The 17,125-nt window shown below is 60.9% G+C and carries 13 protein-coding genes and 2 pseudogenes; 5 read left to right on the forward strand and 10 right to left on the reverse strand.

Going from position 1 to position 17,125, the window contains the following annotated elements; genetic code table 11:
• The first annotated feature begins 205 nt into the window (after positions 1-205).
• The 4 genes and pseudogenes from ACI5GA_RS23545 (at position 206) to ACI5GA_RS23560 (ending at position 3,296) form a co-directional block, all read left to right on the forward strand.
• Entirely contained in the window at positions 206-1,189 is a 984-nt protein-coding gene (locus tag ACI5GA_RS23545; RefSeq protein ID WP_404640092.1) for a DUF1852 domain-containing protein, read from the forward strand.
• A gap of 26 nt (positions 1,190-1,215) precedes the next feature.
• Complete coding sequence (locus tag ACI5GA_RS23550; RefSeq protein ID WP_421424454.1) at positions 1,216-2,244, forward strand: methionine synthase; 1,029 nt, start codon at positions 1,216-1,218, stop codon at positions 2,242-2,244.
• A gap of 14 nt (positions 2,245-2,258) precedes the next feature.
• A pseudogene (locus ACI5GA_RS23555) lies at positions 2,259-2,447 on the forward strand (flavin reductase family protein); the annotation flags it as partial.
• 279 nt (positions 2,448-2,726) lie between these two features.
• The gene (locus ACI5GA_RS23560; RefSeq protein WP_404640100.1) at positions 2,727-3,296 is read left to right on the forward strand and encodes a histidine phosphatase family protein; all 570 of its coding nucleotides are present in this window, start codon (positions 2,727-2,729) and stop codon (positions 3,294-3,296) included.
• Between the two features lie 227 nt (positions 3,297-3,523).
• Here the strand turns inward: ACI5GA_RS23560 and ACI5GA_RS23565 are convergent.
• From ACI5GA_RS23565 to ACI5GA_RS23595, 7 genes and pseudogenes are all read right to left on the reverse strand, one after another.
• Positions 3,524-3,928, reverse strand: a pseudogene (locus tag ACI5GA_RS23565) (glutathione S-transferase family protein); the annotation flags it as partial.
• A gap of 387 nt (positions 3,929-4,315) precedes the next feature.
• Positions 4,316-7,258 (reverse strand): bpX6 domain-containing protein, encoded by a 2,943-nt coding sequence (locus ACI5GA_RS23570; RefSeq protein WP_421424456.1) that lies wholly within the window; start codon positions 7,256-7,258, stop codon positions 4,316-4,318.
• Positions 7,245-9,074, reverse strand: coding sequence for a hypothetical protein (locus tag ACI5GA_RS23575; RefSeq protein WP_421424458.1), 1,830 nt, complete (start codon positions 9,072-9,074; stop codon positions 7,245-7,247). Before ACI5GA_RS23575 ends, ACI5GA_RS23570 begins: the two co-directional genes overlap by 14 nt.
• Complete coding sequence (locus tag ACI5GA_RS23580; protein ID WP_421424461.1) at positions 9,074-9,511, reverse strand: hypothetical protein; 438 nt, start codon at positions 9,509-9,511, stop codon at positions 9,074-9,076. The genes ACI5GA_RS23575 and ACI5GA_RS23580 overlap by 1 nt, the downstream gene beginning before the upstream one ends.
• 5 nt (positions 9,512-9,516) lie before the next feature.
• The gene (locus ACI5GA_RS23585; RefSeq protein WP_421424463.1) at positions 9,517-10,638 is read right to left on the reverse strand and encodes an AAA family ATPase; all 1,122 of its coding nucleotides are present in this window, start codon (positions 10,636-10,638) and stop codon (positions 9,517-9,519) included.
• Between the two features lie 229 nt (positions 10,639-10,867).
• Positions 10,868-11,299, reverse strand: a complete 432-nt coding sequence (locus tag ACI5GA_RS23590) for a nuclear transport factor 2 family protein (RefSeq protein WP_421424465.1) — start codon at positions 11,297-11,299, stop codon at positions 10,868-10,870.
• Positions 11,300-11,355: 56 nt separating this feature from the next.
• Positions 11,356-12,786, reverse strand: coding sequence for an MFS transporter (locus tag ACI5GA_RS23595; RefSeq protein WP_421424466.1), 1,431 nt, complete (start codon positions 12,784-12,786; stop codon positions 11,356-11,358).
• Between the two features lie 513 nt (positions 12,787-13,299).
• Here ACI5GA_RS23595 and ACI5GA_RS23600 point away from each other — a divergent pair.
• Positions 13,300-14,532 (forward strand): DUF1835 domain-containing protein, encoded by a 1,233-nt coding sequence (locus ACI5GA_RS23600; RefSeq protein WP_421424469.1) that lies wholly within the window; start codon positions 13,300-13,302, stop codon positions 14,530-14,532.
• Between the two features lie 9 nt (positions 14,533-14,541).
• On the opposite strand, the gene ACI5GA_RS23605 is transcribed toward ACI5GA_RS23600, so the two are convergent.
• The 3 genes from ACI5GA_RS23605 to ACI5GA_RS23615 all read right to left on the reverse strand — a co-directional run bounded on the left by ACI5GA_RS23605 (position 14,542) and on the right by ACI5GA_RS23615 (position 17,107).
• Positions 14,542-15,669, reverse strand: coding sequence for a metallophosphoesterase (locus ACI5GA_RS23605; RefSeq protein WP_421424471.1), 1,128 nt, complete (start codon positions 15,667-15,669; stop codon positions 14,542-14,544).
• A gap of 33 nt (positions 15,670-15,702) precedes the next feature.
• The gene (locus ACI5GA_RS23610; protein WP_421424472.1) at positions 15,703-16,035 is read right to left on the reverse strand and encodes a hypothetical protein; all 333 of its coding nucleotides are present in this window, start codon (positions 16,033-16,035) and stop codon (positions 15,703-15,705) included.
• A 202-nt stretch (positions 16,036-16,237) separates the two neighbouring features.
• On the reverse strand, positions 16,238-17,107 hold the full coding sequence (locus ACI5GA_RS23615) for an AraC family transcriptional regulator (protein ID WP_421424474.1): 870 nt from the start codon (positions 17,105-17,107) through the stop codon (positions 16,238-16,240).
• Positions 17,108-17,125 lie beyond the last annotated feature (18 nt).

The raw sequence follows: 17,125 nt of genomic DNA on the forward strand, positions 1-17,125 counted from the left end.
GGCTTCTTTCGTCCCATCATGAGCGTGACTAATATTTTTTTGAGATAAATTCGTTTTTGTTCATGTAGCCCCCGCTTTAAGCTGCCCCCAGCTCTTCACCAAGGCCAGGCTTATGGTCATCGAGTGAGGAAACCGACGATGGGCAGAAGCTGAAGCAGCCAGAAGCTGATTCAGATTTGCCTGAAAAATTAGGGTGCCAGCTACGATGAACAACGAATTCACATTTGCGATCAAGAGCATTTGTTTCGACGAGCATTACGCTCCGTCAAACAACACGCGGATCACCACTAACTTTGCCAATCTGGCTCGGGGTGAAAGCCGTCGGGAGAACCTGCGCAACACATTGAAGATGATCGATAACCGCTTCAACGCGCTGGCCCATTGGGACAACCCTACCGGTGATCGTTACACGGTCGAGCTGAACATCATTTCCGCCGAGATGAATATTGATGCGGGCAGCAGCGAACATGCCATCCCGTTGATTGAAATTCTGAAAACGACGATTGTTGATCGCCACACCCACGAGCGCATCAGTGGCATCGTGGGGAACAACTTCTCCTCTTACGTACGGGACTATGATTTCAGCGTGCGTCTGTTGGAGCACAACAAGAACCAGGCCGGTTTCAGCACGCCAGAAGATTTTGGTGATCTGCATGGCAAGCTGTTCAAGTGCTTCGTCAATTCCGCCACTTATAAAGAGCATTTCGACAAGCCGCCGGTCATCTGCCTGAGCGTGTCGAGTACGCGTACTTACCACCGCACCGAGAATCAGCACCCGGTATTGGGCTTTGAGTACCAACAGGATGCGTATTCTCTGACCGACGAATATTTCCGGAAAATGGGCATGACCGTGCGTTACTTCATGCCGCCGAACAGTGCTGCGCCGTTGGCGTTTTATTTCTCGGGTGACCTGCTGGCGGACTACTCCAACCTTGAGTTGATTGCCACCATCAGCACCATGGACACGTTCCAGAAGATTTACCGGCCCGAGATCTACAACGCGAACTCGGCAGCAGGCAAATCCTATCAACCGAGCCTGAAGCATCAGGACTACTCCTTGACCCGAATTGTGTATGACCGGGAAGAGCGCAGTCGTCTGGCGGTGGAGCAGGGCAAGTTTGCCGAAGAGCACTTCATCAAGCCTTATCAGGCCGTGCTTGAGCAGTGGTCTGTCAGTTGCGCCTTTTGATCAATTCAAAGCCAAGGTTATTTCCCATGAAAAAGTTGTTGCCCACGTCCACGGCGGGTAGTTTGCCCAAGCCCTCCTGGCTCGCTCAGCCCGAGACACTTTGGTCACCCTGGAAACTGCAAGATGAAGCGCTGATTGAAGGTAAGCAGGATGCGCTGCGTCTGGCGCTGCAAGAACAGCAACATGCCGGTATCGATATCGTCAGTGACGGCGAACAAACCCGTCAGCACTTCGTGACGACGTTCATCGAGCACCTTGAAGGCGTTGATTTCGAAAAACGCGAAACCGTTCGAATTCGTGATCGCTATGACGCGAGTGTTCCGACCGTCGTGGGTGCTGTTGCGCGTAAAAAACCGGTGTTCGTCGAAGACGCCAGGTTTCTGCGTTCGCAAACTCAGCAGCCGATCAAATGGGCCTTGCCTGGCCCGATGACGATGATCGACACCCTTTACGACGCTCACTACAAGAGCCGTGAGAAACTGGCGTGGGAATTTGCCAAGATCCTCAATCAGGAAGCCAAGGAGCTGGAGGCTGCCGGGGTCGACATCATTCAATTCGACGAACCTGCTTTCAACGTGTTCTTCGATGAGGTGAACGAGTGGGGCGTTGCCACGCTGGAGCGCGCCATCGAGGGCTTGAAGTGCGAAACCGCCGTACATATTTGCTACGGCTACGGCATCAAAGCCAATACCGATTGGAAAAAGACATTGGGTTCAGAGTGGCGCCAGTACGAAGAGGCGTTCCCTAAACTGCAAAAGTCCAGCATCGACATCGTTTCGCTGGAATGCCACAACTCTCACGTTCCGATGGACCTGATCGAGCTCATTCGCGGCAAGAAAGTAATGGTCGGGGCAATTGACGTGGCCAACCATGCCATCGAAACGCCTGAAGAAGTCGCTAACACCCTGCGCAAAGCACTGCAATTCGTCGATGCCGACAAGCTCTATCCGTGCACAAACTGCGGTATGGCACCTTTGCCGCGCCACGTTGCCCGGGGCAAGCTGAATGCGTTGAGTGCTGGCGCAGATATCGTTCGCCGAGAACTCTCCCGTTAGGATCAGGATCTGCCATGTCGCTTTCTGCTAAGGCCATCGAGCCACTGAGCTTTCGCGAGGCGCTCGGGCACTACGCCTCGGGCATCACGGTGATCACCTCGCAGGTCGATGGTGAGCCGATCGGCTTCACGTGTCAGTCGTTCTACAGCGTGTCGATGAGTCCGCCGCTGGTGTCATTCAGCGTCATGTGCAGCTCGGCCAGCTCTTCCTCTTCTTCTGCATCACCGTGCATGTGCGCCATGCTTTCTTCAAAGGCGATTGCCTTATCCACCTGAGGTTCTTCAAACACCTTGGCAAACCCAAATACCGGATTTCGCGTCCCGGTGACGGTGGGGAAGATCGAAGTGAGGTCTGGCTTTCGGCGTTGAGCCGGCTACAGTGGCCCGACCGCGTCGGAATTTGATCGACTTCTACTTCCTAACATAAAGATACAGCTCGGCTGGTGTAGCCTGAGTGCATCCAGGCACCACAGGAATTCCGATATGGCTCTACGCTTGACGCTGATCGCTCATGCCAGGACTCTGGCTCAAAAACAGGCACGCTTCCCCCTGGACGAGCCTGTGGAGATCGACTGGGAGCAGAAGAAGGGCGAGTGGTCAAAGATGTTTGGTCGGCAGACCCGGTTTGTGTGCGGGCCTGAACTGAGAGCCCGACAGACTGCTGCGCTGTTCTCAGGCACTGTCGAAATCACCGAAGCCCTTCGCGATTGTGATTTTGGGGACTGGAAGGGACGGCAGGTTGAAGCGATAGGGCCCGCCGCGATGGGTGCCTGGATTCAAGACTGGCAGGCAGCTCCCCACGGAGGCGAGTCCATTCATGGCGTGTGCCTGCGCGTTAACGACTGGCTGGATTCATTGTCAGGCACCGGCCATATTGTTGCTGTCACGCATCCGTTCTTGATGCGTGCAGCGTTACTCAAGGTGCTGCGTTGCCCACCCGCCTCATTTCATGCCATCGATATTGAGCCCCTTTCGGCAGTGGATCTCAGGTTTAACGGGATCTGGAGAATGAGAGCGGTTGGCCTGGGTGCCTTACCGCAGGCTCTTTGCTAACTCGTATCTCATGGCTCGCCCCCGGCTGAGTACGTGGTGGCGCAATTTGCACCGCTGATTGCAGTTTCCTCCAGCTTGGCAGCAACCGAGTTGCTGCGTTTCACATGGTGCACGCGGGGAGATGACTGAGCGCGAGTGTTCGATTTTGGCCGATTGCAGCCAGTGACGAACGCAGATTCCCAGCACTGCATCTGCCCCCTACCAGAGAGGGCAGATGCCTCTTCGCTTCACTTTTGTGGCGCGCCGCGCTCTACCATTGCTCGCCACTCTTGGACGCTTGGTCTCTCTTGCATTCTTACATGCCATGCTCGCAACGCTTCACATTCGTCCGGTATGGGAAGCTTAACCAGAGCGGCGAAAATCATGCCGCCCAGGACCGCAATATCGGCCATGGTGAACCTGTCGCCCGCAACGAACGGTTGATTTTTCAGGACACTGTCGAAATAACGCATGCCTCGTACTGCTTTGTCGCGCATGTGATTGCCCCATTCGGGGTTCTGGTAAACCTCTACCTGCGGGCCCAGCCCCGGCGTTGCGTGATGAAAGTAAACGCTGACCGCGTCGAGAAACTCGATTTCGGCGCGCTTGGTCATCATGTGGATGACGCCCTGTTCTAGCGGGGTTTGCCCGCTGCGGTTCTCCGCCACGCTGGTTGATCGGGCCGAAGTCCATCAGCATCTTGCCCGTCGGGCCAGGGCCGTAGCAGATGCTCAGGATGATCACGTCGCGCTCATCCCCCTGAACGTTCTCCAGGTTCTTGAGGAACAGTCCGTTGAATTGCCCGGCGGGCTCATCAACCAGATGGGCTTGAGATCGTTGATGACCTTGCCACTGTCACCACTGGCCAGTTCGCGGATGGCGCGATAACGCATGGTCTTGCCCAGTTCATGTTCCAGCTCGCGGCGGCCTTTGGCGTAGGCTTCTTGAACTCCCGAGCTTGTGGGTCCAGTGAAAGATCGCGCGGTGCATGACCTGAGCAGCGGCCAACAGAATCGCTCAAGCACTGCCGTTCAGGTCTTTCACCCCACCGACACCCCTCGCACCCGCGAATGATCGGCATCGATATGCAGCAGCCGCCCTTGATGATCGAACAGCACCCATTCGTTGCCCACCACGCGCAGTTGCGCATGTTCCGGCGGCCATTTCAGTTCGGCACACAGGCGGTCGCTGTTGCGGTGGATGAAGTGCCAGCGGGTCTCATCGTTGGCGACGGCGTAGCACACCACCAGCCATTGCTCGAATGGGTAAACGTGTAGCGGGTCGACGTCATCCTGAATGAAACCGGGCAGGCGATAGCCTTTGCTGGCGCCGCTGGCGTGGACCATCAGGATGGAATCGGCGTCATCACTGTTCTTGATCCAGAACTCGGTGGTTCTGCCGGTGGCGTTGAACACTTGCCAACTGTGCGCCTGGCTTCTGGCGGGCGTTGGCTCGCGGCTGAGCAGGCGGCGACTGGGCAGCAGGTAATGCCAGATTTGGGTGTCTTCTGGCGTGCTCAGCAGTACGGATTCGTTGTGTTCGTTGTCGCGAATGTAGGCGACTTTTCCGGGCAGATCGCTGATGTGCCACAGCGTTTCAAACCGGCGATCGACGTCCACGACGCGCAATTGCGAACCTCGGCCGATGGTCCAGGCGGTGCCATCGAAGGTGCTTGCGAAGGCGTCCAGCATCAGCACGCCCAGATCGTGGGCACTGCGGTTGACCAGATCCAGTTTGCTGATGCGCCAGACGTCGCCGCGCTGTGCCAGGGCCAGCGCGACCTGACGGCTGCGGCCCAGCACGAGGGTCTGGGTGGGCACTGGAAAGTGAAAGACGGTCTTGCCGCTGGCGTCGACCACCAGCGCACCGGCTTCTCCCAATGCCAGCAGGTAGCGCTCGTCGGTCAGCGGCACCGCGTCGAGGATCGCGCGGCTGCCTCGCTCTGGCGCTGTGAACGTCAGCGGGTCGCTGACCCGCTCAAGGGCCGGATTGGGCTGTTTTTTGCGGGGCAGGGCGCTGCCGGGCAAGTCGGCCTGCAGCAGTTTGTCCTTGCTCATTCTGACCAGCGCCTGAAGCTGCTTATGGCTGAGCTGTGCGTGCGGCCCGGTTTGATCGCAGATGACGGCGCGCACGGTCGCGGCCGCAAGCCAGGCCAGCGCCGGGCTGTGGGTTTTGTGGGCCAGCAGCGCGTGGGCGAGGGTGGCCCGGTGCAGTGCTCCCGCAGGATCGTCGCGCAGTTGTTCGACCCAAGGGCCATAAGCGGTCAGCGTGTCGGGCAGCAGGATGGCGCGTTTTACCAACGCGCTGATCGCCAGACTGCCGCCGGCCGCTTCGGCAGCGAGCAACCATTGCCCGGCGCGTTCGCGCTCTTGCGGCAGGCTCCAGATCACGTCCACCGCTTGCAACCACAGACCCTTGTCGATCAGGGCCAATGCCCATTCCAGGCGCAGGCGCGGGGCGAGGTCAGATCCGCTTTTCTCCAGCATGAGGACGGCATCGGAAAATGCGCTGTCACGCCTTGCGACCTGCAATGCCCGTTGCCAGTCGCCCGCCAGACACAGCAGGCGCACGATGGTCGAGGCGGGCATGTCCCAGGCCAGCGCAAGGTCGGCGGCTTGCTGAAAGCGTTGGTGCTTTTCCAGATAGTCGAGGGCTTCCTGACGTGCTCTGAGCAGTTCCGCCAGCACGAACACGGCCTCTTCGACACGCCCCTCACGGTCCAGCCGTTCGAAGGACTGCCGGTAGACCTGCTTGAGATGGGTCTCCAGATCGTCGCTGAAATACAGGCTGCTGCGCGGGCCGGAACGCTGGCTGAGCGTCAGATCGTCGCGTCGGTTGGGAGTGCCGAATGCCTGTCCGCCATCGCTTGTACCGCCGCCCAGAGGAATGGCGTGGCGCAGCGCTTCGTGCAGGTCGCCGTTCTCGAACATCTCCAGCATCCGCTGCATGTACGCCGCCTGGCGTTTGCCGTAGAGCGCAGACAGGCGCGAATGGTGAGCCAGGCGCGTGAGCCAGCGTCGCCACCTGGCCGGGCCACGGGGTTTGCCCGATGCCCGTGGCGGTACGTTTGACGGCGCGGGGCGGGCGGCGTGGGTCGATGGTTGTGCAACCGCCGTTGCGCCGCCGCGCCGCCAGGCACGTATCGCCATCAGCACCAGGGTGAACAGCACAGCGCCCATGACCGTCCAGAGCACCGTATTGCCCCAGTCGAACGTGGCAGGGGCGGCAGGGGTTTTGTGCCTGACGGGGTTCGCCGTGGAGGTCAAGGTCGGCAGTTGCGCACCATTGAAGGCATGAATCGCGTAGAGGCCAATGCCCACCGCGACCGCGATAAAACCTGCCATGCCATCTTTGATCGGGGGCGCGTTCTGCTGATGGCTCCCGTTATTGCGGGGGCCTCGAATGGAAGGTGCTTTTTGGGCTCCTGCCAGGCGCTGCCGCTCCAGCAGCGCTTGCATCACCGCTTCGCGTTCGGGGCTGACGGGCGCGAGCGAGTCCCCAAGGATTTCCCGTATGTCAGTCGGTGGGGAGGGTGGTTCGATGAGAGCGTCTGGCAGTACCTCGCGGCAGTCATAGGTGTCGAGCAGCGCGCACTGGCTGATGTCGATCCAGTGCTCGGGCGAGAGCGGTGTGGCGTCGCGCAGGTGCAGGGCGCTGACGTGTGTGCCCAGTACCAGCCAGACATCGGCATGGGCCAGGCGCTGCATCTCTGCCGGGGTCAACTGCGCCGAGCACAGCGTTCTGCCCTGACGAATCAGGGGCCAGCCCGCGACGCCTTCGCAGAGCATCGCCCTGGCCTTGGGAAAGCGCAGCAAATCGCCGCCAGCGAAGCGAAAGGCCGTGGCGTCGGTTTGCCAATGGGCGACGATCAGCCGGGCGCGTTCCTGTTCGCTGAAGCGCTCGACGGGAAACCACAGCCCCTCGATTTGTTGATAGCCCGTCAACGCCGGGCGGCGAATGGTGACCGCGTCAGGTCCGGACATGGGCGTTGTCCTCTGTCAGTGCAGGTGCCTGATTGCACATGATTTGCAGGACCCGGCGCTCGTCTGGCACGCAATACACCAGCAGTTCGCGGGTCTTGGTCAGTGTGGCGACCAGCTTGCTCATCGGGCAGAAACTGATTCTGGCGATGGGATCGGGGGTGGTGAACAGCACCTGTTGCTCGCCCAGGCTCCAGGCCGCGACAGATTGCTGGTTGGGGCTGAGCAGGATCATGCACAGCGCGTCGTCTTCCCCGATCAGCAGGCCGATGCCTTTCCAGCCAGGTGCCAGATCCACCTGCTCGGTCTGGCCGTTGGGCGAGACGAGTTGCCACTGTTGGTGCTCGTCGATCTGACGCATCCAGGCGCAGCCCCCAAAGGCTTGATGCCAACGAGGGCTGGCCGGGAACAGCACCTGATCGACGTGGTTGGCCATGCCGACCAGATGCCCCGTTGAACTGCTCTGCCAGGGGCTGAGCCGGTGCACGTACAACCGACCGGCATCCTTGCGCAAGTAGGCCAGGGTGCTGTGGTCGACCTTGGCCATGCCCACGACGTTGTCGGCCATCGCGTGGGTGATGCCCGGCTGATGCGGGGTGGGCAGTTTGCCGTTGTCGATCACCCAGAAGACCAGATGCCCCTGAGTGTCGAGCAGAAAGACCCGGCCATAGGTGCCGTTGTGCAGCCAGATCACCGGCAGCAGCGCGGCAGTGCCCACGGGCACTTGCAGTTGCTCGCGTTCAGGCCGACGTACCGGGTTGACGCCGGGCATGTTCCAGAACACCAGCGTTTCGTCGATGCTCAGCACGGCGCCGGGTGTGCGACCCGGAAAGTGGATCGCCAGCGGTGTGGCAAATTTGCTCCAGAGCGTCTGACGAACATCCAGCGCCTTCTTCTGTTTTGGGGCGGGCAACTTGATCACCACCAGTCCCGGCTCATCGAGCATTTTCAGGGCGACATGGCTGCCGGTGCTGGAAATGACCGGCGCCAGCGTCAGAGCGACCCTTGGAATGCGGCCCTTGACCGACCGATGGGGCATCTGTTGCGAGGTGTCGAATTCGCCCTTGATCAATTGCAGGGCCAGGCGCTCATCCGGGTTGGGCAGGGTGATGTTTCGCGACGTTGCGCCCTGCAGCGCGAACGTCAGGCTGTGGCCATCGAGGCTGCGTTGTACCTGAACCCGATGGGTACAGGCGCGGGCGTCCGTGATGGGTAGACGCGGACCGACCAGCCAGCGTTCGCCGTGGTCGTGCCCCTGCTGCGCCAGCCAGTCACGCCAGGCGTCCCAGTGCAGTTCGCTGACGGTCTGGTAGGTGCGCGCCTCCAGCAGTCGCTTCAAATGTGCGGAATGCTTGAATTCATGCAGTTGTGGCGTGTTTTGCAGAATGCCCCAGCGCAATTCGGCACCGGACTCACTGGCGCGTCGGGCGAGCAGGATCAGCAGCGCCAGATGCACCAGACGCGGTCCGCCCCATTGCAGGGGGCCTGCGTCGAACAACACGACGATCATGCGATTGGCTTGATGGGTACGGTACTGCGGGGCGAGAAACAGATGCTCGCCCACGGCTGCCCTGCGCAGAAATTCATCGGGCAGTTCGTCGGCCAGCAGCCATTCGCTGGTCAGCAGGCGTTCATAGGGACCACGGCGTTGCAGGTCGCCCAGGCCGTCGGGTTCAGGCACACCGCCCTGCTGCATGCCGCGCAACGGGCCGAGGATCGGGTTGAGGCGTGCGAACAGATCCGCCAGCAGCGGCCATTGCTCTGAGTCGAACCCGTGCAGCCATTCACGCCAGGGTTGTAAGGCGGGTGGTAATTGCATCAGCGACCTGCCCACTCATCCTGAATGTGTTGCAGATGCCGGGCCGTGACGGGCAGGCATCGATCAAGCGGCAGCACGGCGTTCGGCGCATGCCACAGCAAAAGCGGCGCGCGGGAGAACCTGCGCAGCAGGGCCTGTCCCATCAAGTCCAGCGGCGTATCCGGTTCCCAACTGGTGGGCAGCCACAGGCCGGGCGCAGCGGTTTCGGCGCAGGCATATTCGACACCCTCGACCCACGGCAGGTCGTCGACATGGCCCATGACGATCAAGACCTCTCGGTTGGCGGTGGCGTGCAGGCGCGACGTCTGATCCTCGCTCATGCGCAGCAGCCGGGTGTGCAGGCGGGCTGCGACCGCGCCCCAGGCCACGGCGGCCTGGGCCTGTCCGGGGTCGCGGCGCGCTCGCCAACGCCAGGGAATGGCGGGGGCAGTGGCCATGTTCGTCATGCCTGGGTGGTCAGTAGATGGGCCACCTGGCCGCGCACCTCATGCAGACGCTGAGGGAGGGTCTGGCTGTTGAAGTTGGCATCGATCTCCCGCAGCAGCGCCTCCAGCAACGGGCTGGCGGGCGGTTCAGTGCGTGCCAGGTAATCCTCGGCAGTCTCGATCAGCCGATGCAGGCGCGCCATCGGTTGCAGCGTCGCCTCTTCGACGGCACTGAACAGATGGCTGTTGTTGCACTGGGCAAACAGGTCTTTCAGCACTTCACGGCCGTGTTGCTGAATCTCTTTGGTCGGCAGCACGTAGAGCAGCGGCCAGAGGTCGGCTTCGCTGGCTTCGAGCTGCCCGCGCAGCAGCGCTGCCGCCGCGATCAGGCGCTGTGATTTGACGATGCGCCGGTCAGACAGGTGAATACCGGCTTCGCGCAGGCGGCGAATGGCCTGGGCCAGTGCTGGCCGCACGAGGGCGAGGTCGACGTCCTTGAGCGCGTGGCCCAGGGTGTCGAGTTGAGTCAGGCCCAACAGGTGGGGAACCGGACGCTGCTCCGACTGCCAGCCGCCCGCCAGCATCGCTTCCAACTGGTTGTCGGGCACGGCATCCACGAACAGGTGCAGCAAAAAGCGGTCACCGAACGCCGCCAGCGACTCGTCGTCAGGCAGCCCGTTGGCCGCGCCGACACAGACCCGCAACGGGCACTGCACCTGCGTGTGACCTCGGCGGAAGCGCCGTTCGTTGAGCACGCCCAGCAAGGTATTGAGAATGGCCGTCGAGCCGAGGAACACCTCGTCCAGAAACACGATGTCGGCCTCGGGCAACATGCCGCTGATGTCGGTTTCCACCGTGCCTTCGCGCAGCTTCTTCAGGTCCACCGTGCCGAACAGCTCCGACGGCTCGGTGAAGCGTCCCAGCAGGTACTCGAAATAGCGACCGCCCATAGACTGCGCCACACGACGCACCACCGCGCTTTTCGCGGTGCCGGGCGGGCCGACCACGAGAATGTGTTCCTGTGCGACAGCCGCCAGCACGATCAACTCGGCCAGTTGCTCACGGCCCACCAGCCCTTCGGTAGCGGCACGAACGGCATGACGGATCTGAGTAGCGGCGAGGTCGAGCGAAGCGGACATGAGGCATCTTCCTTGAGACGGCGGTGGCACATAGTGCCTGAAGGCGAGGGCGAACTGGGAAGTTCATCGGCAGGGAAGGCGCGAGCTTGAGCGTTGAGAGTGTTCGAGGTTGAACCTTGGACGGTGCCACGGCCCTGCTGACCGTGTTTTGTGTCGCGTTGAGTCCGACAGTCTGTCGGCAGGGTAATGGAGGATCACCCCACCGACAGCTCAGAGAAAGGAAGGTGGATCAGAACTTGAACGCCTGACGACCAATCAGCAACCACTGGCCTTTCTGTTTCTGCCAGATCTGGAAGTTCTCGATCTCGGTCGGGACTTCCACGCCGCTGTTCACCGCCTGGGCGGAGAAGTGGTTTCGCACCAGCGCAACGTCGCCGTCGATGGTGATTTTCTGGTTCAACATCTGCAGCGTTTTGAAGCCGCTTCGGCCGGTTTCGATGTCGGCAATGAACTCATCCTTGTTCTGGATCTTGCCGCTCGAATGGCCGTAGGTCACTTTGTCCGACGTCAGGGCAGCGAGGGCCTTGGTGTCCTTGTGCAGCATGGCCTGGGTCATGTTGTCGACCGCTTTGGCGACAGCTTGCTCATCGGCCGATGGCGCGGCCAGGACGTACCCTGAAAACACACCCAAAAAGCCCACCAGCAGTTTCAACTTGGTCATCGATATTTCCTTTTTGTTGTGGTCGGGGCGCATCACGCCCCGCTTGTGTTTGAGGTTCAGAGGTCGGTGATTTCTTTGTGGCGCGGCACCAAGGCTTTCATCACGCTCCACGCCACCAGATAGGCCAGCGCGCAGATCGCGAACATGATCATGTAGCCGGTATGAATGTCGTTGATCGACTTGTAATAGTCGAACACCCAGCCGCCGATCTTGGTCATGACCACGCCGCCCAGGCCGCCTGCCATGCCGCCGATGCCGACGACCGAGGCCACGGTTTTCTGCGGGAACATGTCGGAAACGGTGGTGAAGATGTTGCAGGACCACGCCTGGTGCGCCGAGGCGCCAATGCCGATCAGTAACACCGGCACCCAGAAACTGATGTAGCCCAGCGGTTGTGCCAGCAGCACCAGCAATGGGAACAGCGCGATCACGAACATGGCCTTCATGCGGCCATCGTAGGGTTTGTCGCCACGGGCCATGAAATAGCTCGGGAACCAGCCACCGCCGATGCTGCCGACCATGGTCATGCTGTACAGCACGAACAGCGGCATCACGATGGCCGCGCCTTTCATGCCGTACTGCGCGGAGAGATAAGTGGGCAGCCAGAACAGAAAAAACCACCACACGCCGTCGGTCATGAACTTGCCGAAAGCGAAGGCCCAGGTCTGGCGATACGTGAGCAGTTTGAACCAGGACACTTTTTTGGCAGACGTGTCCGCAACCGGCGCCGCCTTGACCGACTCGGCCTCGTCACTGCGGATATAAGCCAGCTCTTCGGACGTCAGGCGCTTTTGCTGATCCGGCTTGGCGTACAGCGCCATCCAGAAGCCCAGCCAGACGAAGCCCAGCAGGCCGATCACGATGAAGGCCGATTCCCAGCCCCACGCCGCAGCGATCAAAGGCACGCAAATGGGCGCAGCGATGGCGCCGACGTTGGCACCGGAGTTGAAGATACCGGTGGCCAGCGAGCGTTCTTTCTTGGGGAAATATTCCGCCGTGGCCTTGATCGCGATCGGGAAGTTGCCCGCCTCGCCGATGGCCAACACGGCGCGCGACAGCATGAAGCCTGCGATGGACACCGGAATGGCGGCGAAACCCAGCGCTGTGGTGATCGCACCAATGCCTTGCCCCAGCGGCACTGAGAACGCATGCATCACGGCCCCCGTGGACCAGACGCCAATGGCCAGCGTGTAGGCGGTCCGGGTGCCGATTCTGTCGACCACGCGCCCGGCGAAGATCATCGCGATGGCGTAGACGAACTGGAAGACCGAGGCGATGTTGGCGTAATCGGTGTTGCTCCAGCCAAATTGCGTCGAAAGATCCGGGGCCAACAGGCTGAGCACCTGACGATCCAGATAGTTGACGGTCGTGGCAAAAAACAGCAGCGCGCAGATCGTCCAGCGGTATTTGCCGACCGTCCGGGTCGCCGCCTGGGTACGGCTTTGCGCAGGCGCAGATGATGGATGGGTGGACTCGTTCAGGCTCATGACATCACTCTTGTTCTTGGCGGTGTGATGGTCTCTCGGCGATTGGGCGAGAGTGCATATGTACGTCTCCGAGGCGAAGCGCCTGGAGTCTGACGTCTAACAAGTACAGGGCGGCGGGATCGAAAAGATACTCACGAGCGATATCGACGCAGCGGACGTGCAATCAGCCGAGAACAGCGCCAAAGGCAGGGTATGTGGGGTGATGAGCAAGCAATTCGCTTTCATGTGAGTGACCGACGGGTGTTTTTATTGTTAGTCGTGATTCGTAACGAATCATATGTTGTCGTACAACGAAATACGTTATAGCCAGCGACTCATCAGGCTGTCAATGTCCGCGCTGATGTCGTGAGAGCAGGATCAAACGTTGCTCATGCCCCTTCATCCCGCTAAAGTCCGCATTCAGGCGTCTGCTACGCCCGCGGTCCGCGCGAAGGGGCCTCCCACAGCCTGCTTTTCCACATTCTTCATTCCAGCTCCGGCTTGTCGGCGGACCGAGCCCTGTAAGGAGTTGGCATGCCTGCCTCTAACACGTCCGGTCTTCTTGATGTCCCTGCGCTGCGCAAACGCGCCAAGCGCCTGTTGAAAGCCCTGAACAACCACGAAGCCGACGACGCTCGTGCCCAGTTGCACACACTCGGTATCCCTGGCCCTGACTATCGACTCGCCGATACCCAATGGCTGGTGGCGCGCGAAGCGGGGTTCGCCAGTTGGCCCAAATTGATTGCCCACACCGACAGCATCGAATTTGCTGCCCGTCATCCGGATTTTTCCACGACCGGCGAAGCGAACGTCCAGCATTGGCGCTGCGGCAACGACATCGAACACGGCCTGCGCATTGCAGGATTTTCAGGCTCGTTTCAGATGTTCGACGATCCGATGGTCATGGGGCCGGTGCCCGTTTTGCCGGACGATGAATACTGGGCCGTGCGCGCGGTTTACATCGAGCAGGCATTCGGGCTGTCGATGCGGGATGTCGAGCAGCGTCAAGTCGTGCAGCGCAAGGCGCTGGCGCAACTGAATGCCGACAGTGAGCTGGTGTTGTGGTGCGAGGCGGATGCCTACGATCAGTTGTTCCTGATCCGCTTGCTGGCAAGCCTGCCGGCGATGCCGCGCAGGCTCGAACTCATCGAAATCAGCCGGATGCCTGGTGTGGAGCGCTTCATCGGCATTGGCCAATTGGCGCCGGACGTACTGGCCTGGCTCTGGCCGCAACGGCGACCGCTCGGCGAAGACGCCGTGGCGCTCGCGCGCAAAGCCTGGGCGGCCTTCACTGCGCCAGACCCGCGCGACTGGGCACGTCTGGCCGCAACGCATCATACGGAACTGCCGTTGCTCGGCCCTGCGCTGGCGAGGCAGTTACAGGAACTGCCCGGTGCAGACGACGGCCTGAGCCTGACGCAGCGTTTGATCCTGCGCATCCTCGCTGATGCGGGGGAGTTGCCCGCCGGAAAAGTGTTTGGCCAACTGATGCTGCGTTACGAACCACTGCCGTATCTGGGCGACATGATGTTCCATGCGTTGCTGCGCTCGCTGATCGACGCGCCCCAGCCGTTGGTGCATGAAGAACCGGGGGATGCGTGGTCCAGGCGGGTGATTCGCATCACTGAGCTGGGCGAGCAGATTCTGCGCGGGCAGGCCAACTGGCTCGACTGCACGCCAGCAGAGCGTTGGGTGGGCGGGGTGCAGATCATCGCTGATCAGTCACCTTGGGTGGTGAGTGGGGAAGGGCAGGTGTGGCGGCGTTAATACCTCGCTTCAGCCCGGTTCTGCAGCCCGCCTCAACGTGATACGTGTCAGCTCCGACGGCACGCCCAGACGCAAGGCAAACCCCGGCCAGAGCGCCGTGCCGTTGTTGACGTAGAGCTGCATGCCATCGACGTCATAGAAGCCGGATACAAAACCTTCGTTGGCCCGGGCGATGAAGAGGTCGAGCGGGCGGATCATACCGCCGTGAGTGTGCCCCGACAGCTGCAATGCCACGCCCTGGCGGGCAGCCTGCCGGGCGTTGCGCGGCTGGTGGTCGAGCAGGATGATCGGCGTGTTCGCAGGTGCGCCGGACAGCGCCTTGCTCAGATCGGGACCGGGCAGCCCCGCACGCGGTGCACTCAAATCCGTCACGCCTGCCAGGGTCAATTGCGCGCCGTCACGTTCGATCACCGCGTGGCTATTGTTCAGGCGCTTCATGCCCATCGAAGCAAAATGCTGCATCCATGTTTCGTTGTCGAAGAAGTATTCGTGGTTGCCTGGAATCACGTACACCCCGTCGGGCGCATGCAGATCGCGCAGCGGCGCCACGTCCTTCGTGCGTGTACTGAGAGGGCCATCGATCAGGTCGCCGGTGATCACGATCAGGTTCACCCCGAGCGTGTTCGAACGGTTGACCACCTCCCGCGCCCACGGCTCATCGAACAGCCGACTGATGTGCATGTCTGTCAACTGCAATACGGTGTAGCCGTCGAACTGCGCAGGCAGGTTTTTGATCGCGACCTCGATGTCCTTGACCGGCGGCACGCGCATCGCTTGATGCACGCCGATAGCGGCCAGCACCAGTGCGGCAGTGCCAGCGGCGTATCGGGCCGCAGCGGGGATGGTCAGCCAGCGCTGTCGAATCAGCATCGTCAGCAACGTGCCCAGATCCAGGACGATATGCAGCACCGCCAGCAACAGGATCGCACCGAATGCCCAGTTGAACAGCACCACCACGGCGCGTGGAAACTCCGGAGAGAACACACTGCCGGACGAGAACCGCGAATACAGGTGGTACTGCGAGGCGAGCAGCAGCAACAGCGCGCTGGCCAACCTCGCAGGCAGTGGCCAGGGCATCGGCCAGATGTATCGAACGATCACGTAGAGACACGGGCTGCTGAACATTAGGTGGAACATCAGTTGGCTCCTGTGAGCTGGGTTGCCTAGGCCTTATGGTTGATGGATCGCCTCACGAATCTCCGTCACCACGTACCGCGATGAACCCAACACCGCACAGGCCAGAACGCCGGAAAATTCCAGGCTGCGTACTGCAGACTTCGAACGCGCGGGCTCGTTCAGCGATCGGGCCAGCGTGAAGCCAATCAGCATCTCCCGCCAGATACCGCTGTGGGTGAACACTATCTGGCCCTTGGGTTGTGAAAACAGTCGGGAGACAGGGCGTTCGCCCCGTTTGGGCTGAACGGCAAAGCGAATGTTGAACGTGGCAGGAGAGGGTGGCACATCGAATGTCCGGTGTTCGGTCTGGCTGAGAGGTGCCTTCATTGGCTCCGTCCGATCCATCGGGACGTCCCTGAGCGTGCGGGGGGTATTGAAAAAGCGTTATAGCGGACTGCCACACGCATTTGCGATCCCTTTCGGGCAGGTGAGTGAATCGGCCAGTCAGGCAGGTGCTTGAACACCTGATTCAGCGCCTTCAATAGCGCGGTTGAAACATGCCTGTTTCTGGCCGAGGGTACTCGTTTCTCTATTTCAACGGCACATAAATATCTGTTTGCCATTGGTCCAGCGGCGTCTCGGGATAGACGCTCAGGTAATGGAAAAACAGCGGATGATCACGAAGCTCCTCAGCGCTGGCGGGTAACCAGTCGCGGTAGATCGGGTAGATGCTTTCGCCGATGTAATCCGGTGAGCCGACATGGCGAACCACGGCGCAGCGGCCCGCGGGGATGACCAACTCGCCCACGCCAAACGCATTGGGTGCTACGTCTTCGCTGATCTCGCCACATATCGCAAAACGGAAATCCTCGGCGGGCGTGGTGTCGGGGTTGTCGTAAGGCATGCCGAACGTGCGGCTCGTCACCACCGGCGATTGCCCGCTCTGCATGCGCCACTGGCGAAAGCGCTCGACACTCTCATTGATTCGCCCCGGTGCCCCGCGATGCTCAAGCGCGGCGAAGCGGGTTGCGGTAAATGTCACGATACGCACCTGCATGGTGATACTCCTGGAAAAGTGGGGGACAACGAACGCCGCATTCCAGACCTGCCAGTTCGGCGCCCTGGCGAACACACTCGGCGCCACGCCGAACGCGCGCTTGAAGGCCCTTGAAAAGGCTTCGGGGCTTTCGAAACCGGCGCTCAGCGCGGTTTCCAGCACGGACTGTCCCGGCCGTTCGACCAACCGATGCGCCGCACGCCTAAGCCTCATCAAATGCACATACTGCGACACCGGCACCCCGACATACGCCGAGAACTGGCGATGAAAATGAAACGTCGAAAAGTTCGCGATCCGGCTCAATGTGCTCACCGACAGATCGCCTTCAAGGTGCGTATCGATGTAGGCGAGCACGGCCTCGAAGCGCTTGCCGTAAGTGGGGTTGTGCAGGACGTCGGACACCGGGTGAAAACTCCTGAA

The sequence above is a fragment of the Pseudomonas sp. Pseu.R1 genome, assembly GCF_045764065.1.
Taxonomy (GTDB): Bacteria; Pseudomonadota; Gammaproteobacteria; order Pseudomonadales; family Pseudomonadaceae; genus Aquipseudomonas.